Source organism: Haloferax sulfurifontis, assembly GCF_014635105.1.
Taxonomy (GTDB): Archaea; Halobacteriota; Halobacteria; order Halobacteriales; family Haloferacaceae; genus Haloferax; species Haloferax denitrificans.
On record NZ_BMCI01000003.1, the window covers coordinates 145,905 to 169,168 of the forward strand.

General features: G+C 66.9%; 22 protein-coding genes. 13 read left to right on the forward strand and 9 right to left on the reverse strand.

What is annotated here, in order from left to right; translation table 11 throughout:
- Nucleotides 1-27: 27 nt before the first annotated feature.
- The 3 genes from IEV64_RS09050 to IEV64_RS09060 all read left to right on the forward strand — a co-directional run bounded on the left by IEV64_RS09050 (nucleotide 28) and on the right by IEV64_RS09060 (nucleotide 2,595).
- Nucleotides 28-348, forward strand: coding sequence for a cupin domain-containing protein (locus IEV64_RS09050; protein WP_007273624.1), 321 nt, complete (start codon nucleotides 28-30; stop codon nucleotides 346-348).
- 94 nt (nucleotides 349-442) lie between these two features.
- Entirely contained in the window at nucleotides 443-1,150 is a 708-nt protein-coding gene (locus IEV64_RS09055) for an AMP-binding protein (protein ID WP_188423704.1), read from the forward strand.
- Between the two features lie 137 nt (nucleotides 1,151-1,287).
- Complete coding sequence (locus IEV64_RS09060; RefSeq protein WP_188423705.1) at nucleotides 1,288-2,595, forward strand: dicarboxylate/amino acid:cation symporter; 1,308 nt, start codon at nucleotides 1,288-1,290, stop codon at nucleotides 2,593-2,595.
- Between the two features lie 21 nt (nucleotides 2,596-2,616).
- Here IEV64_RS09060 and IEV64_RS09065 read toward each other — a convergent pair whose 3' ends face one another.
- The gene (locus IEV64_RS09065) at nucleotides 2,617-4,623 is read right to left on the reverse strand and encodes an AMP-binding protein (RefSeq protein WP_188423706.1); all 2,007 of its coding nucleotides are present in this window, start codon (nucleotides 4,621-4,623) and stop codon (nucleotides 2,617-2,619) included.
- Nucleotides 4,624-4,746: 123 nt separating this feature from the next.
- On the opposite strand from IEV64_RS09065, the gene IEV64_RS09070 reads away from it, so the two are divergent.
- Nucleotides 4,747-5,328 (forward strand): GNAT family N-acetyltransferase, encoded by a 582-nt coding sequence (locus tag IEV64_RS09070; protein WP_188423707.1) that lies wholly within the window; start codon nucleotides 4,747-4,749, stop codon nucleotides 5,326-5,328.
- 31 nt (nucleotides 5,329-5,359) lie between these two features.
- Here IEV64_RS09070 and IEV64_RS09075 read toward each other — a convergent pair whose 3' ends face one another.
- The gene (locus tag IEV64_RS09075) at nucleotides 5,360-5,635 is read right to left on the reverse strand and encodes a DUF8142 family protein (protein ID WP_004970667.1); all 276 of its coding nucleotides are present in this window, start codon (nucleotides 5,633-5,635) and stop codon (nucleotides 5,360-5,362) included.
- Nucleotides 5,636-5,748: 113 nt separating this feature from the next.
- Nucleotides 5,749-6,003, reverse strand: coding sequence for a DUF7520 family protein (locus IEV64_RS09080; RefSeq protein WP_004970668.1), 255 nt, complete (start codon nucleotides 6,001-6,003; stop codon nucleotides 5,749-5,751).
- A gap of 147 nt (nucleotides 6,004-6,150) precedes the next feature.
- Between IEV64_RS09080 and cdd the strand changes: the two genes are divergently transcribed.
- The 4 genes from cdd (at nucleotide 6,151) to IEV64_RS09100 (ending at nucleotide 9,984) form a co-directional block, all read left to right on the forward strand.
- The gene (cdd, locus tag IEV64_RS09085; RefSeq protein WP_007273629.1) at nucleotides 6,151-6,579 is read left to right on the forward strand and encodes a cytidine deaminase; all 429 of its coding nucleotides are present in this window, start codon (nucleotides 6,151-6,153) and stop codon (nucleotides 6,577-6,579) included.
- A gap of 1 nt (nucleotide 6,580) precedes the next feature.
- Nucleotides 6,581-7,861, forward strand: a complete 1,281-nt coding sequence (locus tag IEV64_RS09090) for a zinc metalloprotease (protein WP_188423708.1) — start codon at nucleotides 6,581-6,583, stop codon at nucleotides 7,859-7,861.
- Nucleotides 7,858-8,676 (forward strand): nucleoside phosphorylase, encoded by an 819-nt coding sequence (locus tag IEV64_RS09095; RefSeq protein ID WP_188423709.1) that lies wholly within the window; start codon nucleotides 7,858-7,860, stop codon nucleotides 8,674-8,676. Before IEV64_RS09090 ends, IEV64_RS09095 begins: the two co-directional genes overlap by 4 nt.
- A 114-nt stretch (nucleotides 8,677-8,790) precedes the next feature.
- Nucleotides 8,791-9,984 (forward strand): NAD(P)/FAD-dependent oxidoreductase, encoded by a 1,194-nt coding sequence (locus tag IEV64_RS09100; RefSeq protein ID WP_007273632.1) that lies wholly within the window; start codon nucleotides 8,791-8,793, stop codon nucleotides 9,982-9,984.
- Between the two features lie 211 nt (nucleotides 9,985-10,195).
- Here IEV64_RS09100 and IEV64_RS09105 read toward each other — a convergent pair whose 3' ends face one another.
- Nucleotides 10,196-10,729: an Rrf2 family transcriptional regulator gene (locus IEV64_RS09105; protein WP_004063234.1), complete on the reverse strand. Its 534-nt coding sequence runs from the start codon at nucleotides 10,727-10,729 to the stop codon at nucleotides 10,196-10,198.
- A gap of 165 nt (nucleotides 10,730-10,894) precedes the next feature.
- Between IEV64_RS09105 and IEV64_RS09110 the strand changes: the two genes are divergently transcribed.
- The 3 genes from IEV64_RS09110 to IEV64_RS09120 all read left to right on the forward strand — a co-directional run bounded on the left by IEV64_RS09110 (nucleotide 10,895) and on the right by IEV64_RS09120 (nucleotide 13,290).
- Entirely contained in the window at nucleotides 10,895-11,815 is a 921-nt protein-coding gene (locus IEV64_RS09110) for an NAD-dependent epimerase/dehydratase family protein (RefSeq protein WP_188423710.1), read from the forward strand.
- A gap of 105 nt (nucleotides 11,816-11,920) precedes the next feature.
- Nucleotides 11,921-12,820 carry an arginase gene (rocF, locus tag IEV64_RS09115; protein WP_188423711.1) on the forward strand — a complete coding sequence of 300 codons (900 nt, stop codon included), beginning with the start codon at nucleotides 11,921-11,923 and terminating at the stop codon, nucleotides 12,818-12,820.
- Nucleotides 12,820-13,290: an NUDIX domain-containing protein gene (locus IEV64_RS09120; RefSeq protein WP_004976857.1), complete on the forward strand. Its 471-nt coding sequence runs from the start codon at nucleotides 12,820-12,822 to the stop codon at nucleotides 13,288-13,290. Before rocF ends, IEV64_RS09120 begins: the two co-directional genes overlap by 1 nt.
- A gap of 3 nt (nucleotides 13,291-13,293) precedes the next feature.
- Here IEV64_RS09120 and IEV64_RS09125 read toward each other — a convergent pair whose 3' ends face one another.
- The 3 genes from IEV64_RS09125 to gyrB form a co-directional block, all read right to left on the reverse strand.
- Nucleotides 13,294-13,707 carry a hypothetical protein gene (locus IEV64_RS09125; protein ID WP_188423712.1) on the reverse strand — a complete coding sequence of 138 codons (414 nt, stop codon included), beginning with the start codon at nucleotides 13,705-13,707 and terminating at the stop codon, nucleotides 13,294-13,296.
- 107 nt (nucleotides 13,708-13,814) lie between these two features.
- Nucleotides 13,815-16,370 (reverse strand): DNA gyrase subunit A, encoded by a 2,556-nt coding sequence (gene gyrA, locus IEV64_RS09130; protein WP_188423713.1) that lies wholly within the window; start codon nucleotides 16,368-16,370, stop codon nucleotides 13,815-13,817.
- Between the two features lies 1 nt (nucleotide 16,371).
- Nucleotides 16,372-18,291: a DNA topoisomerase (ATP-hydrolyzing) subunit B gene (gene gyrB, locus IEV64_RS09135; RefSeq protein ID WP_007273637.1), complete on the reverse strand. Its 1,920-nt coding sequence runs from the start codon at nucleotides 18,289-18,291 to the stop codon at nucleotides 16,372-16,374.
- 286 nt (nucleotides 18,292-18,577) lie between these two features.
- Here gyrB and IEV64_RS09140 point away from each other — a divergent pair, with 286 nt between their 5' ends.
- Both IEV64_RS09140 and IEV64_RS09145 read left to right on the forward strand, forming a co-directional pair.
- Nucleotides 18,578-20,974, forward strand: coding sequence for a DNA topoisomerase VI subunit B (locus IEV64_RS09140; RefSeq protein WP_007273638.1), 2,397 nt, complete (start codon nucleotides 18,578-18,580; stop codon nucleotides 20,972-20,974).
- Nucleotides 20,974-22,074: a DNA topoisomerase IV subunit A gene (locus tag IEV64_RS09145; RefSeq protein ID WP_007273639.1), complete on the forward strand. Its 1,101-nt coding sequence runs from the start codon at nucleotides 20,974-20,976 to the stop codon at nucleotides 22,072-22,074. The genes IEV64_RS09140 and IEV64_RS09145 overlap by 1 nt, the downstream gene beginning before the upstream one ends.
- Before the next feature lie 27 nt (nucleotides 22,075-22,101).
- Here the strand turns inward: IEV64_RS09145 and IEV64_RS09150 are convergent, their stop codons facing one another.
- Entirely contained in the window at nucleotides 22,102-22,320 is a 219-nt protein-coding gene (locus tag IEV64_RS09150; protein WP_007273640.1) for a hypothetical protein, read from the reverse strand.
- Between the two features lie 77 nt (nucleotides 22,321-22,397).
- Nucleotides 22,398-23,231, reverse strand: a complete 834-nt coding sequence (locus IEV64_RS09155) for an alpha/beta fold hydrolase (RefSeq protein ID WP_188423714.1) — start codon at nucleotides 23,229-23,231, stop codon at nucleotides 22,398-22,400.
- Nucleotides 23,232-23,264: the final 33 nt, after the last annotated feature.

A 23,264-nucleotide genomic window follows, 5' to 3' on the forward strand; every position in this document is an offset into this window, starting at 1 on the left:
CTTGTCCGGCGGCCGTCAGCTCAAGCGATGTCCTACACGAAAGCGAACTACGAGGACGTAGACGCGGTCGGCGGCGGGCTTCACTTCCTGCGGGACGAACTCGACTGCGTCGAACTCGGCTTCAGCGTGTTGGAGGCGGACCCCGACTGGTCCGGCAAGCCCCACGACCACGCCGAACAGGGCCACGAGGAAGTGTACTACCTCGTCTCCGGCGGGGCCACGCTCGTCGTCGAGGACAAGGAACTCGACCTCGAACCCGGCGACGCCGTGCGCGTCTCGCCGGAGGACACGCGGGAACTCCGAAACGGCCCCGAGGAGAGCACGTTCGTCATCGCTGGCGCGCCCTGACTCACATCGAGGGACGACGCCGGGTTCCCGTCGCGTTCTCGAACCGCGAGAGCGCCTCGGGGCCTTTTTTCGCACCGACTCCGTACGGTCGGCTATGGACGTTATCGGCGACCTCATGGCCCGCGACCGGCGGAGCGACCGACTCGCCCTCCGGGTCGACGGCCCCGGCCGGACCTACACGTACCACGACCTCATCACGACCTCGTACAAGGCCGGAAACGTCCTCCGCTACCTCGGCGTCCGCAAGGGCGCTCGCGTCGCGGTCGACCCGGTGTCGCTCCCCGAACCGCTGTTGACGTTCCTCGGGGCGGCCCAGCTCGGTGCGGTGACGGCGTTCGACCCCGCGGTCGAGGCGCGGGCGACCGTCGTCGCCGTCGCCCGCGAGTCCGAGTTCGACGACCTCCCGCCGGGGCAGAAACTCGCCGTGTTCGGCGGCCCGCCGAGTTCGCCCGCGACGACGCACTGGGAACAGGAGGTCTGGAGCGAGAACCCCGCGGTCCACCCGGAGGTCGTCGCGCCCCAGGACCCGGCGCTCGTCGCCGACGACCGCGAGTTCACCCACGGCGACCTGCTCGACGCGGCCCGCGAGGTCGTCGCCGACTTCGACCTCGAAACGGGCGACACGGTCGCGGTCCGGTCGTCGCTCTCCCGGCCCGGAACCGTCGTCGCCGGCGTGCTCGCCCCGCTTCTCGCCGGCGGGACGATTCGAATTCCCGAGACCGCCGAGGCCGTCGAGGCGGCGCTCTCGGTCGGCGACGGGGTCCCCGAGTCGGTCGCGCTCGCGCCCGACGACGCGTACTGACGGCGGGCGTGGCGGCCTCTCGTCGGAGAGTCGAATATTCATTCGATTCTTGAGTTTAAATTCCACGACCGTGTTAAATTCCGATTTTCGACCGCTACATTTATGATTCGGCTGTAAGGTTAGTTCACACACGTTACATGTCACAGTCTGGCATCGTGTCACTCTGGAACCGGTATCGTTCGGTCGGCATCGTCTACCGAATCGGGGTCGCGTTCGTCCTCGGATCGCTCGTCGGCCTCGTCGTCGGCGAACCCGCGACGGCCCTGAAACCGGTCGGCGACCTGTTCGTCCGATTGCTGAAGATGCTCATCGTCCCCATCGTGGTGTTCACGCTCCTGATGGGCGTCCGACAGCTCTCGCCGTCGTCGCTCGGGCGGGTCGGATTACAGGTCGTGGGTCTGTACGCGCTCACGTCAGCGTTCGCGGTCGCCATCGGCCTCGGCGTGAGTAACCTCGTCTCCCCCGGCTCCCGCGGGCTCGAAGAACTACTCGCCGGTGCCGAGGCACAGAGCGCCGAGGCCCCCGACGCCGTCGAAGTCGTCCTCAACATCGTCCCGACGAACCCCGTGGGCGCGATGGCCGACGGGAGCGTGTTGCCGACCATCTTCTTCGTCGTCGTGTTCGGTCTCGGCCTCACGCTGGCGTGGGAGGAGACCGACGACGAGCAGGTCAAACGCGGCATCGAGGCGTTCTTCGACCTCGCCGACGCGGGCGCGGAAGCGATGTACAAGGTCGTCTGGGGCGCGATGGAGTTCGGCGTTCTCGGCGTCTTCGCCCTCATGGCGAACGTCTTCGGCACCGCGGGCGTCGACGCCGTCCTTCCCTTCGCGCTCCTCATCGGGACGATGCTCCTCGCGGCCGTCGTCCACATCGCGCTCGTCTACCTCGGCGCGTTCGTCGTCGGGGTCGCGGGGCGGTCGCCGGTCGCGTTCCTCTCCGGTGCGCGCGACGCGATGGTGACCGCGCTGAGCATCCGGTCGTCGTCCGGGACGCTCCCGGTCACGATGTCGGACGCGGACGAGAACCTCGGCATCGAAGAGCGCATCTACGGCTTTACGCTCCCGCTCGGCGCGACCATCAACATGGACGGCACGGCGATGTACCAGGGCGTCGCGGCCATCTTCGCGGCGAACATCGTCGGCGTGAACCTCTCTTTGGCCGACCAGTTCGCCGTCGTCGCGGTGGCCGTGCTGGCGAGCATCGGCACCGCCGGCGTGCCCGGGTCGGGGCTCATCATGCTCACGCTCGTCTTGACGCAACTCGGCCTGCCGCTCGAAATCGTGGGGCTCGTCGCCGGCGTCGACCCAATCCTCGACCGGATTCGGACGATGGTGAACGTGACCGGCGACCTCGCGGTGACGACGGTCGTCGCCACGTGGAACGACGCGGTCGATTTCACCGCCGACGCGTGGAACGACGGCGTCGGCGCGGCGCTGTCCGACTGAACGAACGCCGGGGAAACCGCCTCAGGACGCGTTCTCTATCTTTTCGAGCGACTCGGGGTTCTCGATACTGCTCATGTCGCCGAGGTCTTCGCCCGCGTAGATGGAGGCGATGGCGCGGCGGATTATCTTCCCCGACTGCGTCTTCGGGAACTCGTCGACGAACAGTATCTCGCGCGGACGGAACGGCTTGCCCAACTCCTCGCCGACGACGCCCCGAAGCTCCTCGCGGAGGTCGTCGCTCTCCTCGACGCCGTCTTCGAGGACGACGTAGGCGACGACGGCCGTCCCGGTGGTGTCGTCGGGGACGCCGACCGCGGCGGCCTGATTCACCGCGTCGTGTTCGATGAGCGCGCCTTCGACCTCGGCGGGGCCGACCTTGCGGCCGGCCACGTTGAGCGCGTCGTCGGCGCGGCCGTGTAAGAACCAGAAGCCGTCTTCGTCCTTCTGCGCCCAGTCGCCGTGGTCCCAGAGGTCGTCCCACGACGACCAGTAGGTGTCGAGGTAGCGCTCGTCGCCCTCCCAGAGGCTCTTGGTCATCGACGGGCAGGAGTCGCGGGCGACGAGGAAGCCCCGTTCGTGGGTGTCGGCGATGGACTCGCCCGACGAGTCCACGATGTCGATGTCCATCCCGAGGCCGGGGCCGCCGAGCGAGCAGGGCTTGAGCGGCTGGGTCGGCATCGGCATGAGGAAACAGCCGCAGATTTCGGTGCCGCCGGAGATGTTCATGATGGGCGCGTCGCCGCCGCCGACGTGTTCGTAGAACCACATCCACGACTCGGGGTCCCACGGCTCGCCGGTCGACCCCAGCAGGCGGAGGCTCGACAGGTCGTGTTTCTCGACTTCCTCGTCGCCGTACTTCCGCAGGGCGCGGATGGCCGTCGGCGAGATGCCGAAGGTGGTGATGCGGTGGCGCTCTATCATGTCCCAGAAGCGGTCCGGGTTCGGGTAGTCGGGCGCGCCCTCGTACATGAAGATGGTGCCGGCGAACGTGTGGTTCCCGATGAGCGTCCACGGCCCCATCATCCAGCCGATGTCGGAGACCCAGAAGAAGCGGTCTTCGGGCTTCTGGTCGAAGCCGAAGTGAATCTCCTTCGCGGTCTGCATCTGGACGCCCGCGTGGGTGTGAACGATGCCCTTCGGCTTGCCGGTCGTCCCCGAGGAGTACAGCAACATCGACTCGGCGTCCGACGGGAGGGATTTGGTTTCGTACTCGGAGTCGGCCGCGCCGACGGTGTCTTCCCACCACTCGTCGCGGCCCTCTGTCCACGGCACGTCGTCGTCGCTATCCCCGCTTTCGTCGCCGAACCGCCGGTAGACGACGACGTTCTCGACGTAGTCCGCCTCCGCCATCGCCTCGTCGGCGGTCGGCTTCAGCCGGACTTCCGAGCCGCGGCGATAGAAGCCGTCAGCAGTAAAGAGGACTGAACACTCGGGGTCTGCGAGGCGGGTCGCGGTGGCGTCGACGCCGAACCCGGAGAAGATGGGGACGGCTATCGCGCCGACCTTGAAACAGCCGTAGAGGATGGAGATGACCTCGGGGACCATCGGCATGTACAGCCCCACCGTATCGCCGGTCTCGACGCCGTACGATTCGAGGACGTTGGCGACGCGGTTGGCCTCGCGGTAGAGGTCGTGGTAGGTCCGCTGGACGACCTCGCCGTCTTCGCCCTCCCAGATGCAGGCGACGCGGTTCCGGTTCCCGGAGTCGACCGCGGCGTGTCGGTCGAGGGTGTTGTGGGCGACGTTTAGCTCGCCGCCGGGGTACCAGCGGGAGAACTGCGGCCCCTCCGAGTCGTCGCGGACCGCGTCGTACTCCTCGTAGAAGTCGATGTCGAGGTAGTCGACGAGTTCGTCCCAGAACCACTCGACGCCCGAGGCACCGACGCCCGGAACCTCGGTCGTCGTCCGCTCGATGAGTTCGTCGTAGTCCTCGATGTCGTGTTCCCGCATGAAGCGGGTGACGTTGGCGTCCTCGACGAACGCCGGGTCCGGTTCGTGTACCACGGTGTCGGTGTCGGGCACGTCCATGAACCGTGGTTCCGCGACCGGAACCATGAATCTTTACTGTTCTTTCGTTGAGTTCGACCGACGCGGCGGGAATCGGTCGCCCGGCCCGAGGCGTTTTTGTCGGCCGGTGTGCTACTGATAGGCATGTACGTCCGAGACGCGAAGAACCGAGACGAGGTCTGGTTGCTCGACTCGCTTGAGGAACTCGGACTCGACGACGGCTCTTTCCGGTCCCGCGATTACGTGATTGCGCTCGACGAGGAGTCCGGCGAGAAGGCTGGATTCGGGCGCATCCGGGTCCACAAGACTGACGAGCCGTTCTGCGAGGTCACCTGCGTCGGCGTCTCGGAGCTGTGGCGCGGGCAAGGCGTCGGCGCGCACGTCGTCGAGCGACTGGTCGACCGCGCCGCGGCCGAGGCGTTCGACACCGTCTACGGGTTCACCTCGGACCACGGCTACTGCGCGCAGTTCGGCTTCGAGGCGGTCGACGCCGAGGACCTCCCGTCGGGGCCGCGGAAGCGACTCGACGGAGTGAGGGAAGCCGACGCGGACGCCATCGCGCTCCGGCTCGACCGCGAGTCGTTCTCGATGCCCGAGCGCCTCCGCGAGCGGTTCAAAGTCGTCGCGCCCGCGAGCGTCGGAGACGCCGAGCCCGAACTGACCGCCGAGGACTTCGGCTACGACGAGGAGACGCCGACGAAGTACTCCACGAACCTGCGACGCTGAATCGAATCCCCGGACCCGACTCGCGGTCGGCTCAGGTCCGGTCGTCGAGGAAGTCGGTGCTGAAGACGATCCAGGTCAGCACGCTACAGAACAGAATCGGCGGGAGGATGGCGAATCCCCAGAGCGGTTCGAGCCCCTGCAGGAGGATGAGTACCACGTCGGCCAGCCCGAGCGCGAGGAACGGCGCGGTCGCCAGCGCGGCGCGCTTTCGGTTCTTGCCGCCCGTGTCCTCCGGGAGCGGGCCGGGGGCGGCGTCGCCGGCCGAGGCGTCCGAGGTCGAGGTCGAGGTCGACGAGGGCGCGTCCATGCGGGTCCGTCGGGGCCGGACGAGCAAAAGCGGTCCGCCTTCCGGTCGCGGTTCCCCGACCGGGACGGGCGTTTCGACGCGGCGCGAGCCACCGTTACCGATGCGAACCCCCGTTACTGAGCGTTCTCCACGCGCGAGGCGTACTCGACGAGCGCGAACAGCACCGCGAGGATGACGGCCGAGAACGCCATCCCGTAGAGGCTGAACGCGAGCGGACTGGTCGGCAGTGAGAGGACGCCGAACAGCGATATCTCGGCGGCGACCTGACCGCCGTTCTCGCCGATGAAGACGCCGAGGATGCCCGAGATGACTACGACGCTCGCGCCAACGAGGAGCAGGATTCGTCGTCCGCCGGATGTGTCGTTCACGACGCCGCGTTAGGGCCGCGTCGTATAGTCGCTTGCGGGACGACGCGATGGGTGATGCCCCTCGGAGCCGCCGGCCGCGTCCGTCGGCCGAGGCGACAGTCTCGGGGAGCCGAACGAACTAAGCCACCCCACGCGAATGAGCGCCCAATGCCCGAATCACTCGTCGAACGCGCCCGCGAAGCGCTCGACAACGCGTACGTTCCCTACTCGGAGTACACCGTCGGAGCGGCGCTCAGGACCGCCGACGGCGAGGTCTACGTCGGCTGTAACATCGAGAACGCGAACTACTCGAACAGCCTCCACGCCGAGGAGGTCGCCATCGCGGAGGCCGTGAAAAACGGCCACACGGAGTTCGACCGTCTCGTCGTCACCTCGGGAGCGCGCGACGGCGTCACCCCCTGCGGGATGTGTCGCCAGACGCTCGCGGAGTTCTGCGACGAGGACCTGCCGGTCGTCTGCGACCTCGGGGGCGACGACGTCGCCGAGTACACCCTGGGCGAACTCCTCCCGAACACCATCTCGCTGGACACGCTGGAAGCCGCCGCGGCGAAGCGCGACGCCGGCGCCGACGAGTAACGTGTCGCTCGCCGCCGACCGCGGAATCGTCGCGCTCGCGCTCGCTTTTCTCGTCGCACTGTCGGGGTGTGCGTCGCTGTCGCCGTCCCCGCCGGTCGTGGACGCCGCCCTCGGTACCCCGTCGGCCGACGCGAGCGACGGCGACGACGGGGCCGTCTCTGTCGCCGTCGGTGGAACCGGGTCGTCGCCGGTGCCGGAGACGCGCCCCGCCGACAACCCGTGGGGCCGCGCGCCCGTCGTCGTCGGCATCGACGCGGCCGCGGACGGCCGCGACTACGCCGCGCTCGTGGAATCGGCGGTCGACTACTGGCGGGCGAACGCGTCGGCGGCCGCCTACGACCCGGCGTTCGTCGTGGTGCCGAACGCCTCGGAACCGGACGTGACCGTCTCGGTCGTCGAGCGAATCGACGCCTGCGGCGACTACGACGGCGCGGACGCGGTCGGCTGTGCGCCCCTCTTCGACGGCGACGAACCGACCGCGCCGACCGAACCCGTCTCGGTGGTCGTCGCCGCCGGCTACGACGACCGGACGACCGAGACGGTCCTGAAACACGAGTTCGGCCATCTGCTCGGACTGACCCACGACGACGCCGACGCGTTTCCCGCGCTGTCCGCGCGCATCGAGACGACGCGACTGCCGGAACCGGACGCCGACGAGCGGGAGTCGCCCTTCCGCGAGCGGACCGTCGCGGTCCACGTCGACCTCTCGAACGTCTCGCCCGGTGAGCGGGCGACCTACGAGGCCGAAATCGACCACGCGCTGTCGTACTACGAGTCCGGGGCCGACGGCGTCGCGCCCGCGAACCGTTCGTTCGAGCGCGTTTCCGCCCCCGAGATGGCCGACGTGACGCTCTCGGTGTCGGCGTTCCGCGACGGCGGCTCCGGCGTGCGCTGGCGGCGGACCGGCGTCGACGTCGACGACGACGCGGCGCTGGAGTGGTACACCGGCGGCGACCTCGTCGTGGACGCCGACCTCGACCCGTCGCTGGTCGACTGGTACGTCGGCGCGGGATTCGGCTACCTGCTTGCGGCCGACGAGCGGGCCGACCTCCCGCCGCCGTTCCGCGACGGCGACCCCGCCGACGACCCGGCGTGGCGCGGCGTCGCGGGCGAGCGGCGGTCGACGACGACTCCCCGCGCGACGACCTCGCCGGCCGCGACCGCGACCGCGACCGCGAACAAGAACGAGAACGAGAACGGGACCGGGAACGTGACGACGCCCGCGGGGGTTCCCTCAGAGAACGCAAGAATTTCCACCGCCGGCGCGCGAGTAGTGCCATGAACGACAGTGAGGACCCGAACGACGAGGTTCAGTACCACCTCGAAGTCGGTCCCGCGGACCTCGCCGACGCGGTGTTGCTCCCCGGGAACCCCGAGCGCGTGGACAAGGTGACGGCGCTGTGGGACGACCACGAGGAGAAGGCCTACCACCGCGAGTACCGGACCGCCACGGGCAGTTACGACGGGACGCCGATTTCGGTCACTTCGACGGGTATCGGGAGCCCCTCGGCGGCCATCGCCGTCGAGGAACTCGCCCGCGCCGGCGCGGACACCTTCATCCGCGTCGGCTCCTGCGGCGCGATTCAGCCCGAGATGGACGTGGGCGACCTCGTCATCACCTCGGGTGCGGTCCGACAGGAGGGCACCTCCAAGGAGTACGTCCGCGAGGACTACCCCGCCGTTTCCGACCACGAGGTCGTCTCGGCGCTCGTCGCGGCCGCGGAACGCCTCGGCTACGACTACCACGTCGGCCTCACGATGAGCGCCGACTCCTTCTACGCGGGGCAGGGCCGCCCCGGCTTCGAGGGCTTCCGCGCCGCCGGCTCCGACTCGCTGGTCGAGGAACTCCGCGAGGCGAACGTGAAGAACATCGAGATGGAGGCCGCGGCGCTTTTGACCATCGCTAACGTCTACGGCCTCCGCGCGGGGGCCGTCTGCTCGGTGTACGCGAACCGCGTCACCGGCGAGTTCCGCACCGAAGGCGAGTCGCGCGCGGCAGAAACCGCCAGCCTCGCGGTCCACCTGCTCGCGAAGATGGACGAAGTCAAACGCGAGGCGGGCGTCGACCGCTGGCACGCGGGCCTCAGTCTCGACTAATCCGACAACCGTCGAATCCGTATTTCGACGCTCTGGGGGCGTAGCGGCCAAAATTACCCCGGCTGTAGAGACGGTTTCAAAGCCCCTTTATCGGATGACTGCACAGACGACGACATGAGCACGCAGGTCGTCGTTCTCGGCTCGGGGTACGCCGGGGCCGGCGCGGTCACAACCCTCGAAGAAGAGCTCGGTCACGACGCGCAACTCACGTGGGTCGCCGAACACGACTACCACCTCGTCCTCCACGAGGTCCACCGCTGTATCCGAGACCCGAGCGTCGAGTCCAGCATCACCATCCCCGTCGACGACATCAAGTCCGACTCGACCGACTTCGTCAAGGGTCGCGCGACCGACGTGAACGTCGACGAGCGCGTCGTCGAACTCGAAGGCGGCGACGACGTCGACTACGACTATCTGCTCGTCGCCATCGGCTCTTCGACCGCCTTCTTCGGCATCGAGGGCCTCGAGGAGTTCGCCCACCAGCTCAAGGGCCTCGACGACGCCCGCGAGATTCACCAGGACATCAAGGAGGCGGCCGCCGACGCCTCCCGCGACGACCCCGCGCAGGTCGTCATCGGCGGTGCGGGCCTCTCCGGCATCCAGACGGCCGCCGAGGTCGCCGAGTACCGCGACACCAACCGCGCGCCCATCGACATCAAGCTCGTCGAGGGGATGGACGAAATCTTCCCCGGCAACGACCCCGAACTGCAGGGCGCGCTCCGCCGCCGCGTCGAAGACCTCGACATCGACATCCTCACCGGCGACTTCATCTCGAAGGTCGACGAGGAGACCGTCTTCATCGGCGGCGGCGAGGACGAGGACCCCGAGGAACTCGACTACGACGTGCTCGTCTGGACCGGCGGCATCACCGGCCAGCCCGAGGCGTCCGACGTCGAACTCGAACAGGACGAGCGCTCCCACCGCTTTTTCGCCGAGGAGGACTTCCAGACCAGCGACGACCGCGTCTTCGCGGTCGGCGACTGCGCCCTCGTCGAGCAGGGTCCCGACAGCGTCGCGCCGCCGACGGCGCAGGCCGCCTGGGACGCCGCGGACGTCGCCGGCGAGAACATCGCCCGCGCCATCGCCGGCAAGCCGCTCAAGCGCTGGACGTTCACCGACAAGGGAACGGTCATCTCCATCGGCCACGACGCCGTCGCCCACGGCGTGAAGTTCCCCGTCGTCGGCGAGTTCCCCGTCAACGTCTTCGGCGGCCCGCTCGCGCGGACGCTGAAGAAGGGCATCGCCGCGAACTGGATTGCGGACGTCACGTCGCCGAAGCGCGCGCTCTCCGCCTGGAACGACCTCTAACTCGGCCGCCTCGAACGATCACCGGGCGACGCGACGCCCGACGACTCAGTTTCGGTTTCTTCGGCTCCGTTAGACGCTCCGAGCACTGCCGAGGTCAATCGGTGGCGCGGACCGCCTCGCCGGCGTCAGACGGACTGTCTCGCCCGAACGCTAAACCAGCCGGTCGGAGTGCGAGGAGAGTGCCCGGAAAAAGACGAAGAGATGTGCGTGGTTAGTGCTGGGGTTCGCCGACGGGTGCCTGCATGTCGTCGATGCGGAGGATGAGGATGTTGCTCGTGTCGTCCTTGCCGTCGAGCGTGCCGTCGATGACGAGCTTCGAGAGGGGCGTCGGACCGACGCGAATCTTGTCGCCCTCGTGGAACTCGCGGACGGAGCCCTGCACGTGAATCTCGGCGCGGCACAGCTCGGGGTGGTGAACGCTGGAGAGGTCGATTTCGTCGACGTTGACGCCCTCGACTTCCTCGTCGTTGTGGAACAGGGGGACGAACGCGGGCTCGTCCATCTTGTCCACGTCGAGCGCCTCGTAGGCGTTCGCGGTCGGCTTGTAGCCGCCCTTCGGACCGGGGACGCCCTCGACCAGCTGGAGCGCCTTCAGGCTCTGCATCTGGTTTCGGATGGTGCCGGGGTTTCGGTTGACTTCGGTCGCGATGTCTTCACCCTTTACGGCGTCCTCGGAGTCCCGATAGAGGTTGATGAGTGCAGTCAAGATAGTTTTCTGACTCGACGTGAGCTCGATTGATGACATGGAGAATGGTTCGCTACATACGTCCTTAAATCCGATGGATGGCGGCTCGAATCTGCCGTTCGTCTACTTTGTAACCATATCACACTCATGAATGTTCATTTTGAACCCGAAATCAGCGCTGATGCTGTCGATAGCACTATACGGCTCACGAGAGTTCGGTAGCGCATGAACGGGAAACGAGTCCTCGTCACCGGCGGTGCCGGCTTCATCGGCTCGAATCTGGCGAACCACCTCGCCGACGACAACGAGGTCGTCGCGGTCGACGACCTCTATCTCGGAACGCCCGAGAATCTCGACGACGCGGTCGAATTCCACGATACGACGGTCCTCGACGACGACCTCCCGACCGAGGGCGTCGACGTCGTGTTCCATCTGGCGGCGCTGTCGTCGTACAAGATGCACGAGGAGAACCCGACGAAGGGCGCTCGGGTCAACGTCGAAGGCTTCGTCAACACGGTCGAACAGGCGCGGAAGGACGGCTGTGACACCGTCGTCTACGCCTCCACCTCTTCTATCTACGGCTCTCGGACGGAGCCCTCACCGGAGGACATGCCCGTCGAGGCGCGCACGGGCTACGAGGCGTCGAAACTCGCCCGCGAGCGTTACGCGGAGTACTTCCACCACCACTACGACATGCGAACGGCCGGACTCCGCTTTTTCTCGGTGTATCAGGGCTTTGGCGGCGCGGAAGCACACAAAGGCGAATTCGCGAATACGGTCGCGCAGTTCGCCGACGAAATCGCGGCCGGTGAGTCGCCCGAACTGTTCGGCGACGGCACCCAGACGCGCGATTTTACCCACGTCGACGACATCGTCCGCGGCATCGAACTCGCCGCCGACCACCGGCTTCAGGGCATCTACAACCTCGGTACGGGCGAGAGCTACTCGTTCAACGAGATGGTCGGCATGATAAACGAGACCCTCGGTACCGACGTCGACCCCGTCTACGTCGAAAACCCCCTCGACGTGTACGTCCACGACACGAAAGCCGACTGCACGAAGATGCGCGAGGCGACCGGCTGGGAACCGCAGATTTCCTTCGAGGAGGGCGTCCGGCGCGTCTGCGAACCGTATCTCTACGAGTAGCCCTCTCGTTCGGCCACGCGGGTCCGCCCGACGACGCGACGGCGGAAATTATCAATAAGGGTGTTTTTCCGATGCCACTAAACGCCCCGAACGAGTGGGTCATCTATGGAACGGAACGTCAGAATTCTGGGTGCACCGACGGACTACGGTGCCAATCGACGCGGGGTGGACATGGGTCCCTCCGCGATTCGATACGCCGGGCTCGCGGGGCAACTCGAGTCCGCGGGCGTCTCGCCGACGGACGCTGGCGACCTCGCGGTCCCGCACCACGCGACGCGGGACGCGGACGCCGGGCCGGCGAACGCGAAGCACGTCCAAGAGGTCGAAGAGGTGACGACGAGCCTCGCCGACGCGGTCTCGACCGCGCTCGCCGAGGGAACGACTCCGCTGGCGCTCGGCGGCGACCACTCTATCGCCATCGGTTCGCTGGTCGGGAGCGCCCGCAACGCCGATATCGGCGTCGTCTGGTTCGACGCCCACGGCGACTTCAACACGCCGAGCACCTCGCCGTCCGGCAACGTCCACGGCATGCCGCTGGCCGCCGCGCTCGGTATCGGCGACTTCGAGGGCGTCGAGTGGGCGAACGCCGCCGGCCTGAAAGAAGAAAACGTCGCTATCGTCGGTCTGCGCTCCGTCGATGGGGCCGAGGCCGAGGCGATTCGCGACAGCGACGTGACGGTCTACACGATGTCCGACATCGACGAGCGCGGCGTCACCGAGGTGACGAACGACGCCCTCGACGTGGCGACCGCCGGCACCGACGGCGTCCACGTCAGCCTCGACCTCGACTGGCTCGACCCCCGCGAGGCCCCCGGCGTCGGGACGCCCGTCCGCGGCGGCGTGACCTATCGAGAGGCTCACGCGGCGATGGAACTCGTCGCCCGCTCGGAGGCCATGCGCTCGTTCGAACTCGTGGAGGTCAACCCCATCCTCGACCAGCACAACGAGACCGCGACGCTCGCGACCGAACTCGCCGCAAGCGCCTTCGGCAAGCGCATCCTCTGATGTCGACGCCGAGAGAAGCCCCCGCCCCGCACGACTTGGCCGCCGGCGTCGTCGTCCTACAGGAGAACTCCGTGCTCGCGGTCTACGAGAAGGACCGCTGGGGACTGCCGAAAGGCGGCTCAGAGCCCGGCGAGTTCTTCTTCGAGACCGCCGCCCGCGAGGCCGCAGAGGAGACCGGCGTCGAAGTCGAAATCCAGTCGCTCGCGTTCACGAGCGAGATTCGCGCCCCGGACCACCGCATCTATCTCCAGCGGTTCTACCACGCGACGCCCGTCGCCGACGACCCGACGCCGTCGCCGAGCGACCCCGACGACGAAATCGAGGCGGCGAAGTTCCTCCCGCTGACCGCCCTCGGGTCGACGCTCACCTACCGGCCGCGGGTCGAACCGCTCCGCGACTGGCTCCGGGACCGCAAGCCGCGACACTACACGTACGACCTGACGAGAGAGCCGTCGGACGTGGAGAAATAGGAGCTACGACGCGCTGTCGCTGGTTTTTCTCGCTCTCACGACTCGAACGACGTACCCGACACCCGTTCCGAGACCGCCGAGCGCGAGTGAAAGCACCGCGCCGGCGACGAGCGGATACCCGAGCCACAGCGGCGACTCCATCGTCGATACCGGGGCGAACAGGTTGACCGCGAACGCGAAACACGGACCGAAGGCGAGCACGATACCCTCGCCGGCCCGTTCACCGACGCGCTCGCCTCGGGCGACGTGAGACGCGACGCCGGCGACGACGAGCACCGCGCCCGCGTCGACGACGAGCGACTGCACGTGCGTCGGCGGTTCGAGGTTCCACACCCGAAGCGCGGTCTGGCCGCCGAGAACGACGACGAAGGCGAGCGCCGAGACGGCGACGATTCTCGACCGCGGTCGCATTCTCATACCGTGACGACCCCTCGGCCGCGGTAAATGCCTTCGGGGAGCGATGGCCGGAGCCGCGGCTCTGCGGCGGGGTCAGCAAAAGAAAACCGTCGTCGGGGAGAGCCGACTTACTCGTCGTCCGCGTCGGCGTCCGCGTCGCCTTCCACGTCGTCGAGTTCCTCGGCCTCGGTCGTCATCGCGGCCGGAATCACGTCGACGGAGGCGACGTCGTCGCCCTCGTCGAGGTCCATCACGATGACGCCCATCGTGTTGCGGCCGACCGTCGAGATGTCCTCGACGGGCGTCCGGAGAATCTGGCCCTCGTCGGACATGACGACGAGGTGGTCGCCCTCGCCGACGGTGTTGATGGCGCAGACCGGACCGTTCCGCTCGTTGGTCTTGATGTCGATGAGCCCCTTGCCGTTTCGGGACTGCTTGCGGTATGCGTCGAGGTCCGTGCGCTTCCCGTAGCCGTTCTCGGTGACGGTGAGCACCCAACTGTGGTGGGCCTCGTCGATGGCGGCCACGCCGGCGACCACGTCGTCGCCGGTCAGTTTGACGCCGCGGACGCCGCGGGCCGACCGGCCCATCGCGCGCACCTCGTCCTCGTCGAAGCGGATGGACATCCCCTGTTCGGTGCCGATGACGAGGTCGCTTTCGCCGTCGGTGACCTCCACGTCGACGAGTTCGTCGCCCTCGTCGAGTTTGGTGGCGATGATGCCCGTCGAGAGGATGTTCTGGAACCGGTCGGTGCCGGTCCGCTTGATGTAGCCGTTCTGCGTCACCATCGTCAGGTAGCCCTCGATATCTTCGAGGTCGTCGCAGTTGACGACGGCCGTAATCTCCTCGCCGTCGTCGAAGTCGAGGAGGTTGACCGCCGACTTCCCGCGGGCGGTCCGCGACATCTCGGGCACCTGGTAGGCCTTGAGCTGGTAGACCTGTCCGTGGTTGGTGAAACACAGCAGGTCGTCGTGGGTGTTCGTGACGAACACCGACGAGACGTTGTCTCCCTCCTTGAGGTCGGTGCCGATGATGCCCTTGCCGCCGCGGTGCTGGGCGCGGAACCGAGACACCGGCATGCGCTTTATGTAGTCGTCCTCGCTGACGACGACGACCACGTCCTCCTCGGGGATGAGGTCGGCGCGGGTGACCTCGCCGGTGTTGGCGACGAACGAGGTCCGCCGGTCGTCGGCGTACTCGTCTTTGATGTCGAGCAGTTCGGACTCGATGACCGCGTCGAGTTCCGACCGGTCGCCGAGGATGGTTTCGAGGCGCTCGATGGTCGCCTGTACGTCCTCGTACTCGTCTTCGATTTCGGCCGCCTCCATCGAGGTGAGCGAACCGAGTTGCATCGAGACGATGTGGTTCGCCTGCTCTTCGGAGAAGTCGAACGTCGGCAGGGGTTCACCTTCGACTTCGACTTCGACCTCGCCGCGGAGCGCGGCCTTCGCGTCGTCTCGGCTCTCGGAGTGCCGGATGGTCTCGACCACGTCGTCGATGTTGTCGAGGGCCTTCAGGCGGCCTTCGAGGATGTGCGCGCGGTCTTCGGCCTCGGCGAGTTCGTACTCGGAGCGCCGGCGGACCACGTCGCGGCGGTGGTCGAGGTAGTGTTCGAGCGTCTCCTTGAGCGTCAGCACCTGCGGCTGGCCGTCGACGAGCGCGAGGTTGATGACGCCGAACGTGGATTCGAGGTGGTTGTCGAGAAGCTGGTTCTTGACGACCTCGGCCATCGCGCCGCGCTTGAGCTCGATGACGACGCGGATGCCGTCGCGGTCGGACTCGTCGCGGATGTCGCGGATGCCCTCGATTTTGCCCTCGTTCACGTCGTCGGCGATGCGCTCGATGAGGCGGGCCTTGTTCTCCTGATACGGGAGTTCGTTGATGACGATGCGCCCCTCCTCTTCGAACACGTCGTAGTCGGCGCGGACGCGGACGCGGCCGCGGCCCGTCTTGTACGCCTTGTGGACCGCGTTGCGGCCGACGATGTTCGCGCCGGTCGGGAAGTCGGGGCCCTTTATGTGTTCCATCAGGTCCGGGATGGTCGCCTCGGGGTTCTCGATGAGCTCGACTGTGGCGTCGATGACCTCGCCGAGGTTGTGCGGCGGGATGTTCGTGGACATCCCGACCGCGATGCCGGACGACCCGTTGACGAGCAGGTTCGGGAACGACGACGGGAGCACGGTCGGCTCCTGCTTGCGGTCGTCGTAGTTCGACTGGAAGTCGACGGTGTCCTTGTCGATGTCGTCGAGGAGTTCCTCGGCGATGGGGGACATCCGCGCTTCCGTGTAGCGCATCGCGGCCGGCGGGTCGCCGTCGACGGAGCCGAAGTTACCCTGCCCGTCGACGAGCGGGTAGCGCATGGAGAAGTCCTGCGCCATGCGCGCGAGGGTGTCGTAGATGGCGGAGTCGCCGTGGGGGTGGTAGTCACCCATCGTCTCGCCCACGATGGACGAGGACTTGCGGTGCGACGAGTTGGAGGTCACGCCTGCCTGATGCATCGCATACAGGATGCGCCGGTGGACCGGCTTCAGGCCGTCGCGAACGTCGGGCAACGCCCGACCCGCGATGACCGACATCGCGTAGTCGATGTACGACTGCTCCATCTCGTCTTCGATGCGCGCGTTCTTGACCTCGGCCGCGATACCCGCGCCCGGTTCGAAAGAATCTGGTGCGTCAGAACTCATATTAGATGTCTACCCATTCGGCGTCGTTCGCGTGGTCCTTGATGAACTGCTTTCGCGGCCCGACGGCGTCGCCCATCAGGATGTTGAACATCCGGTCGGCGGCGGCGGCGTCCTCGACGGTGATGCGCTTGAGGACGCGGTTTTCGGGGTTCATCGTCGTGTCCCACAGCTGGTCGGGGTTCATCTCGCCGAGCCCCTTGAACCGCTGGACCTGCGTGGGGTTGCCGTTGCATTCCTCCTCGATGATGCGGTCTCGCTCGGCCTCGTCCATCGCGTCGTAGGTGTTGCCGCGGTAGCGGACGCGGTACAGCGGCGGTTGGGCCGCGTACACGTAGCCGGCCTCGATGAGCGGGCGCATGTGGCGGTACAGGAGCGTGAGGAGGAGCGTCCGGATGTGCGCGCCGTCGACGTCGGCGTCGGTCATCAGGATGAGCCGCTGGTAGCGCGCCTTCTCGATGTCGAACTCGTCGCCGACGCCGCCGCCGATGGCGGTGATGAGCGCCCGTATCTCGTCGTTTTCGAGGATGCGGTCGAGGCGGTGTTTCTCGACGTTCAGAATCTTCCCCTTGAGGGGCAAAATCGCCTGGAACTTGCGGTCGCGGCCCTGCTTCGCCGAGCCGCCCGCGGAGTCGCCCTCCACGATGAACAGTTCGGACTTAGAGGGGTCGCGGCTCTGACAGTCCGCGAGCTTCCCCGGGAGCGAGGTGGATTCGAGCGCGGACTTGCGGCGGGTGAGCTCCTCGGCCTGCTTTGCGGCCTTGCGGGCGCGGGCGGCCTCGACGGCCTTCGAGATGATGGCCGTCGCCGTGTCCGGGTTCTCCTCGAAGAACGTCCCGAGCTGTTGGTGGGTGACGCTCTCGACGATGCCGCGGACCTCGGAGTTCCCGAGCTTCGTCTTCGTCTGGCCCTCGAACTGCGGGTCGGGGTGCTTGACGGAGATGACGGCGGTGAGACCCTCGCGGACGTCCTCGCCGCGGAGGTTGTCCCCGTCGAGGTCGTCCAGCATGTCGTGGGTGTTCGCGTAGTCGTTGACGACGCGGGTGAGCGCCGTCTTGAACCCGGTCAGATGCGTGCCGCCCTCGCGCGTGTTGATGTTGTTGGCGAAGGCGTGAATCGACCCCTGTAGCTCGTCGGTCGCCTGCATGGCGATTTCGACCTCGATGCCCTCCGACTCGTCGTCGTAGTAGATGATGTCGTCGTGAAGGGCCGTCTTGGTCTCGTTGAGGTACTCGACGAACTCGCGGATGCCGCCCTCGAAGCGGAACGAACTCGACTCGTCGGTCCGCTCGTCCGTGAGCGAAATCTCGACGCCGGAGTTGAGAAAGGCGAGCTCGCGCAGGCGGTTTTCGAGCGTCTTGAAGTCGAACTCGGTCGTCTCGAAGATACCGTCGTCCGGCCAGAATCGGATGGTCGTCCCGGTGTCTTCACCCGGTTCGAGGTCGCGGACGCGCTCGAACTGGTCGACCTGCGGCTCGCCGAACTCGAAGCGGTGTGTCCACACCGCGCCGTCGCGTTTGACCTCGACTTCGAGCTCGCTCGACAGCGCGTTGACGACGGAGACGCCGACGCCGTGGAGGCCGCCCGATACCTGGTAGGACTTGTTGTCGAACTTCCCGCCGGCGTGGAGGACGGTCATGATGACCTCCAGCGCGGGTCGGTCGTACTGTTCGTGCGTATCTACCGGAATCCCGCGGCCGTTGTCGGTGACGCTGACAGAGCCGTCCTCGTGGAGGGCGACCTCGATGGCGTCGCAGTGACCCGCGAGCGCCTCGTCGATGGAGTTGTCGACGACTTCGTAGACGAGGTGGTGGAGTCCGCGAGAATCGGTGGACCCGATGTACATCGCCGGACGCTTTCGAACGGCTTCGAGCCCTTCGAGGACCTGAATCTGTCCGGCCCCGTACTCGTTATCCTGAGACATCTGAACAGGCCTAGGATAGCCCGTCCCTTAAAGGCTCGCACGCGCGGGCGCGAACTACTTACTGGAGTCCCGCGTAGCGGTTTCCGCGTCCGGCGATTCCGACTAGCTACTGAAGTCCCCGCCCGGAAATTCCGACTGGTCGACTCTCGTTTCGTGGGTGGCTCTGTATAACACGATTCGGCGTTCGGTTGCGAACGGCCCTCGAAGCGCGTCAATGTCGGGATTTCACTTTCACTCCGTTGCCGGTGAGTACTTAACGCGGGACTGGGTAGATGCGCATCAGGAAATGACCTCGTTCCAGTCGACACTCGGTGACGAGCCGGGGATCGCAGAGGAGCTGGCGAAGGGCCAGCGGGAGATCTCCATCGCCGAGTTCTTCGAGAAGAACAAGCACATGTTGGGCTTCGACAGCGGAGCCCGCGGGTTGGTCACCGCCGTCAAGGAGGCGGTGGACAACGCGCTCGACGCCACGGAGGAGGCGGGCATCCAGCCCGACATCTACGTGGAAATCGCCGAGGCGGGCGACTACTACCGCCTCGTCATCGAGGACAACGGGCCGGGCATCACGAAAGAACAGGTGCCCAAAGTGTTCGGGAAGCTCCTCTACGGCTCTCGCTTCCACGCGCGCGAACAGTCCCGCGGCCAGCAGGGTATCGGTATCTCCGCGGCGGTCCTCTACTCGCAGTTGACGAGCGGGAAGCCCGCCAAGGTGACGAGCCGGACGCAGGGCTCGGAGGACGCCGAGTACTTCGAACTCGTCATCAACACGGACCAGAACGAACCCGAGATTCGCACCGAGAAGACCACCTCGTGGGACCGCCCCCACGGCACGCGCATCGAGTTGGAGATGGAAGCCAACATGCGCGCCCGCCAACAGCTTCACGACTACATCCTCCATACGGCGGTCGTCAACCCCCACGCCCGACTCGAACTCCGGGAACCCGGCCTCGACGAGCCGATGAAGTTCGAGCGGGCGACCGACCAGCTTCCGAAGCAGACCAAGGAGATTCGCCCCCACCCCCACGGCGTCGAACTCGGGACGCTCCTGAAGATGCTCTCGGCGACCGAGTCGTACTCCGTCTCCGGTTTCCTCCAAGAGGAGTTCACCCGCGTCGGCGCGAAGACCTCCGACAAGGTTCACGACGCCTTCCGCGACCGGCACTTCGGCCGCGAGATGACGTGGCGGACGCCCGACGCGACCGAGGCGGCCGACCTCGTCGCCGTCGTCGAGGACGCCGTCGCCAACAAGGGTAGGGATGCGACCGCGGCGTTCGCCGAGGAACTGGTCGATATCGTCGTCGGCAAGGACCGAATCGCCCACGGCGAACTCGTCACCATCGTCGAAAACGTCGCCGAGACGGTCGGCGAGGAGACCGACACTTCGTTCGGCGAGACGGTCCGCGAGAACGTCGTCGAGGCGCTGTGGCCCGTTCTCACCGACGACCGCGAGGGCGACGTGTACGCCATCGTCGACGACGTGACGACCACGCAGAAAGACGACGCCGGCAAGCTGTCGATGGCGCGCTCCATCGCCACCCAGTTCGCCGAGACGACCGGCCCGGCCGACCGCGCCACCCGCGACGACGTGGCCGAGTTCGTCGCGTGGGCGGCCGAGCGAACGAAAGAACGCGAGGACGAGACGTACGGTGAGACGGCCCAAGAGAACATCGCCGACGCCGTCTGGTCGCGGATGCGCACCGTCTCCGACGACGTGCCGAAGGTCCGCGAGGTCGCCGACGACCGCGACGTGGCCCGCGACCTGCTCGACGCGATGCGCGAGACGGACATCCTCGCGCCGCCGACGGACTGTCTGTCTCCCATCTCGGCGGAACTCGTCGAGGCCGGCCTGAGAAAGGAGTTCGACGCCGACTTCTACGCCGCGGCGACCCGCGACGCCGAGGTCCACGGCGGCGACCCGTTCATCGTCGAGGCCGGTATCGCCTACGGCGGCGAACTGAAGTCCGAGGGGAAAATCGACCTGCTCCGCTTCGCCAACCGCGTGCCTCTCGTCTACCAGCAGGGCGCGTGTACCATCACCCACGTCGTCAAGGACATCGGCTGGCGGAACTACGGCCTCGACCAGCCGGGCGGTAGCGGTATGCCGAACGGCCCCGCGGTCCTCATGGTCCACGTCGCCTCCACGAACGTCCCCTTCACGAGCGAGTCGAAGGACGCGCTCGCGGACGTGCCGGCGATTCAAGACGAGGTCGAACTCGCCATCCGCGAGGCGGCCCGCGACCTCAAGTCCTACCTCTCGAAGCGGCGGTCGCTCCAGAAGCGCCGCGAGAAACAGGACGTGCTCGGTCGCATCCTCCCGCAGATGGCGACGAAGCTCTCGGAGGTCACCGGCCGACCCGAGCCGAACATCGACGGCGCGCTCGGCCGCATCATGAACAACCTGACCGTCGAGCGGGCGGTCGACGACGGCGAGGTGACGCTCACGGTGACGAACCACTCCAACACGAACGAGTCGCCGGACATCACGGACATCGTCTCGGCTGAGCCGACCGGCCTCGACGGCGAGGCGACGGTCGTCGACCTCGACGGGGAGTGGTTCGTCAAGTGGAACCCAGAGGTGTCGTCCGGTGACACGGCGACGCTCACGTACTCGGTCGCACAGGACGCGTCGTTCGACATCAACGTCGACGGCGTCGAGACGGAGAAACTCACGGTGAACGTATAATGGCATCCGAACGGCAGACATCCGAGGAACGCGCCCGCGAGCGTCTCATCGACCTCGCGGCGGAGTTCTACGACCAGTTCGACGCGGGGGAGATTCCGTACATGACGCTCCCAACGCGGACGAAAAGCAACATCGAGTACGACGAGGACGCCAACGTCTGGGTGTACGGCGACCGGACCTCGAAGCGCTCTGCGAACAGCGTTCGGGGGGCGCGAAAGCTCCTGAAGGCCGCCTACACCATCGAGTTCCTCGCGCGCCAACTCGACGAGGACCGCTCGTCCACCCTGCGTGAGCTGTACTACATCTCCGAGTCGTGGGACAACGAGGAGGCGCACTTCTCCGACCAAGACGAGTCCAACAAGCTCATCGAGGACTTGGAAATCGTCAGCGAAGTCAAGCGCGAGGACTTCCACATGCGCCCGGAGGAGTCCGGCGCGAAGCTCATGGGGCCCCTCAAAATCCGCGAGCAGACGAACCGCGGCGACCGCGAGATTCACTGCCAACTGGACGTGGGTCAGGGCGGCTACCAGATTCCGAACAACCCCGACACCATCGAGTTCCTCGAACACGACATCGACTTCGTCATGTGCGTCGAGACCGGTGGTATGCGCGACCGCCTCGTCGAAAACGGCTTCGACGACGACTACAACGCGCTCGTCGTCCACCTCGGCGGCCAGCCGGCGCGCGCCACCCGACGTATCACGAAACGCCTGCACGACGAACTCGACCTGCCGGTCGTGGTGTTCACAGACGGCGACCCGTGGTCCTACCGCATCTTCGGCTCCGTCGCCTACGGCTCTATCAAGTCCGCGCACCTCTCGGAGTATCTCGCCACGCCCGAGGCGAAGTTCGTCGGCATCCAGCCGCAGGACATCGTGGACTACGACCTCCCGACCGACCCGCTCGCAGATTCCGACATTAACGCGCTCCAGTCCGAACTGGAGGACCCGCGGTTCATGGGCGACTACTGGACCGAACAGATAGAGCTCCAACTCGACATCGGCAAGAAGGCCGAACAGCAGGCGCTGGCCTCCCGCGGTCTCGACTTCGTGACCGACGAGTACCTGCCGACGCGCCTCGACGAGATGGGCATCATCTAACGCCGGTCACACCCGGTCGCCGGTGTTCTAGCTCGTTTCGGTTAGACTGAACAGTGCCACGATAGTGAACCCGCCGTAGAAGCCGAGGGTGTGGATCGCCACTTCGGTCGCGAACTCCGCGGCGGTTCGGATGGGTTCGATGTGAAACAACAGCGCGTCGGTCGTCACGACGACGAGCGTGGCGGCAAGACAGACGAGGAGCCGACGAACACTGAAAAGCGGGCTCGACCGGAGGGCGTCGCGCATGGCGGGTCGACGGCCGCCCGCTGTATGAGCCTGTTGCCGCGAAGGAGTTCGAGGGTGTCGCGGCTCGTGATGCGCGCTTACGGATACAGCCCTTTCCCCCTGAAGCCGTCGAAGTAACGCCTGACGACGCCGTTGAGCGTTCGCGGCTCGCTCGTGGCGAGACTGTGGCCCGCCCCCGAAAACAGCGCGAGCGTCGCGTCCGCGACGCCGTCTTTGAGTTCCCGAACCCGCGGTTCGGGGAACAGTCGGTCCGATTTTCCGGCGGCGACGAGCGTCGGCGCGTCGACGTCGCCGAGTATCTCCCGGGAGTCGTGTTCGAGACAGGCCGTACAGGAGACGACGGCGTCGGCGGGGACGGCGGGTCGGAGGTCGACGACCCGGCCGGCCGCCTCGATGAGCGCCGGGGCGACCGTCGCTTCGAGGCCGGTCGCGGACTCCCGTTCCGCGTCGGCGACGACTTCTGCCCAGTTGCCCTTGCCCGCCAGCGAGCGCCAGCGCGTCACGACGTTCTCGCCGTGGCCGCCGAGTCGCGTCCCGACGGAGACGACCGCCAGCGAGTCAACGTAGTCGCCGTAGTCGGCGGCGAGGTACTGGGCGACGAGGCCGCCCATCGAGACGCCGATAACGTCCGCCGGCCAGAGGTCCTGTTCGTCGATGACGCCGGCGTAGCCCGCGGCGATGTCGCGCGTGGTCGACCCGACCGGGAGGTGTCGCGGTCGGCCGACCACCCACACGTCGCGGTCGTCGAACTCGCGGAACAGGCCGGCGAGCGCCGCCGCGGTCGCGCGGTTCGGGTCGGTGCGCTGGAAGGCGTCCGAGAGGCCGGGAAGCACCACGAGCGGGTCGGCGTCGGCGTCGCCGAAGCGGTAGTAGGGCCGCCGGCCGCCGAGCATGCCGTAGTCGAGGTCCATACCCGAACCGACGGCCCGCCGAGGCAAAATCGT

Coding starts and splice junctions, on each gene's coding strand:
- IEV64_RS09110 (WP_188423710.1), top strand. CDS start 10,895: ATGAACGGGAAACGAGTCCTCGTCACCGGCGGTGCCGGCTTCATCGGC.
- IEV64_RS09070 (WP_188423707.1), top strand. CDS start 4,747: ATGTACGTCCGAGACGCGAAGAACCGAGACGAGGTCTGGTTGCTCGAC.
- gyrA (WP_188423713.1), bottom strand. CDS start 16,370: ATGAGTTCTGACGCACCAGATTCTTTCGAACCGGGCGCGGGTATCGCG.
- IEV64_RS09150 (WP_007273640.1), bottom strand. CDS start 22,320: ATGCGCGACGCCCTCCGGTCGAGCCCGCTTTTCAGTGTTCGTCGGCTC.
- IEV64_RS09095 (WP_188423709.1), top strand. CDS start 7,858: ATGAACGACAGTGAGGACCCGAACGACGAGGTTCAGTACCACCTCGAA.
- IEV64_RS09050 (WP_007273624.1), top strand. CDS start 28: ATGTCCTACACGAAAGCGAACTACGAGGACGTAGACGCGGTCGGCGGC.
- gyrB (WP_007273637.1), bottom strand. CDS start 18,291: ATGTCTCAGGATAACGAGTACGGGGCCGGACAGATTCAGGTCCTCGAA.
- cdd (WP_007273629.1), top strand. CDS start 6,151: ATGCCCGAATCACTCGTCGAACGCGCCCGCGAAGCGCTCGACAACGCG.
- IEV64_RS09120 (WP_004976857.1), top strand. CDS start 12,820: ATGTCGACGCCGAGAGAAGCCCCCGCCCCGCACGACTTGGCCGCCGGC.
- IEV64_RS09060 (WP_188423705.1), top strand. CDS start 1,288: ATGTCACAGTCTGGCATCGTGTCACTCTGGAACCGGTATCGTTCGGTC.
- IEV64_RS09055 (WP_188423704.1), top strand. CDS start 443: ATGGACGTTATCGGCGACCTCATGGCCCGCGACCGGCGGAGCGACCGA.
- IEV64_RS09140 (WP_007273638.1), top strand. CDS start 18,578: ATGACCTCGTTCCAGTCGACACTCGGTGACGAGCCGGGGATCGCAGAG.
- IEV64_RS09145 (WP_007273639.1), top strand. CDS start 20,974: ATGGCATCCGAACGGCAGACATCCGAGGAACGCGCCCGCGAGCGTCTC.
- IEV64_RS09100 (WP_007273632.1), top strand. CDS start 8,791: ATGAGCACGCAGGTCGTCGTTCTCGGCTCGGGGTACGCCGGGGCCGGC.
- IEV64_RS09075 (WP_004970667.1), bottom strand. CDS start 5,635: ATGGACGCGCCCTCGTCGACCTCGACCTCGACCTCGGACGCCTCGGCC.
- IEV64_RS09125 (WP_188423712.1), bottom strand. CDS start 13,707: ATGAGAATGCGACCGCGGTCGAGAATCGTCGCCGTCTCGGCGCTCGCC.
- IEV64_RS09105 (WP_004063234.1), bottom strand. CDS start 10,729: ATGTCATCAATCGAGCTCACGTCGAGTCAGAAAACTATCTTGACTGCA.
- IEV64_RS09065 (WP_188423706.1), bottom strand. CDS start 4,623: ATGGACGTGCCCGACACCGACACCGTGGTACACGAACCGGACCCGGCG.
- rocF (WP_188423711.1), top strand. CDS start 11,921: ATGGAACGGAACGTCAGAATTCTGGGTGCACCGACGGACTACGGTGCC.
- IEV64_RS09155 (WP_188423714.1), bottom strand. CDS start 23,231: ATGGACCTCGACTACGGCATGCTCGGCGGCCGGCGGCCCTACTACCGC.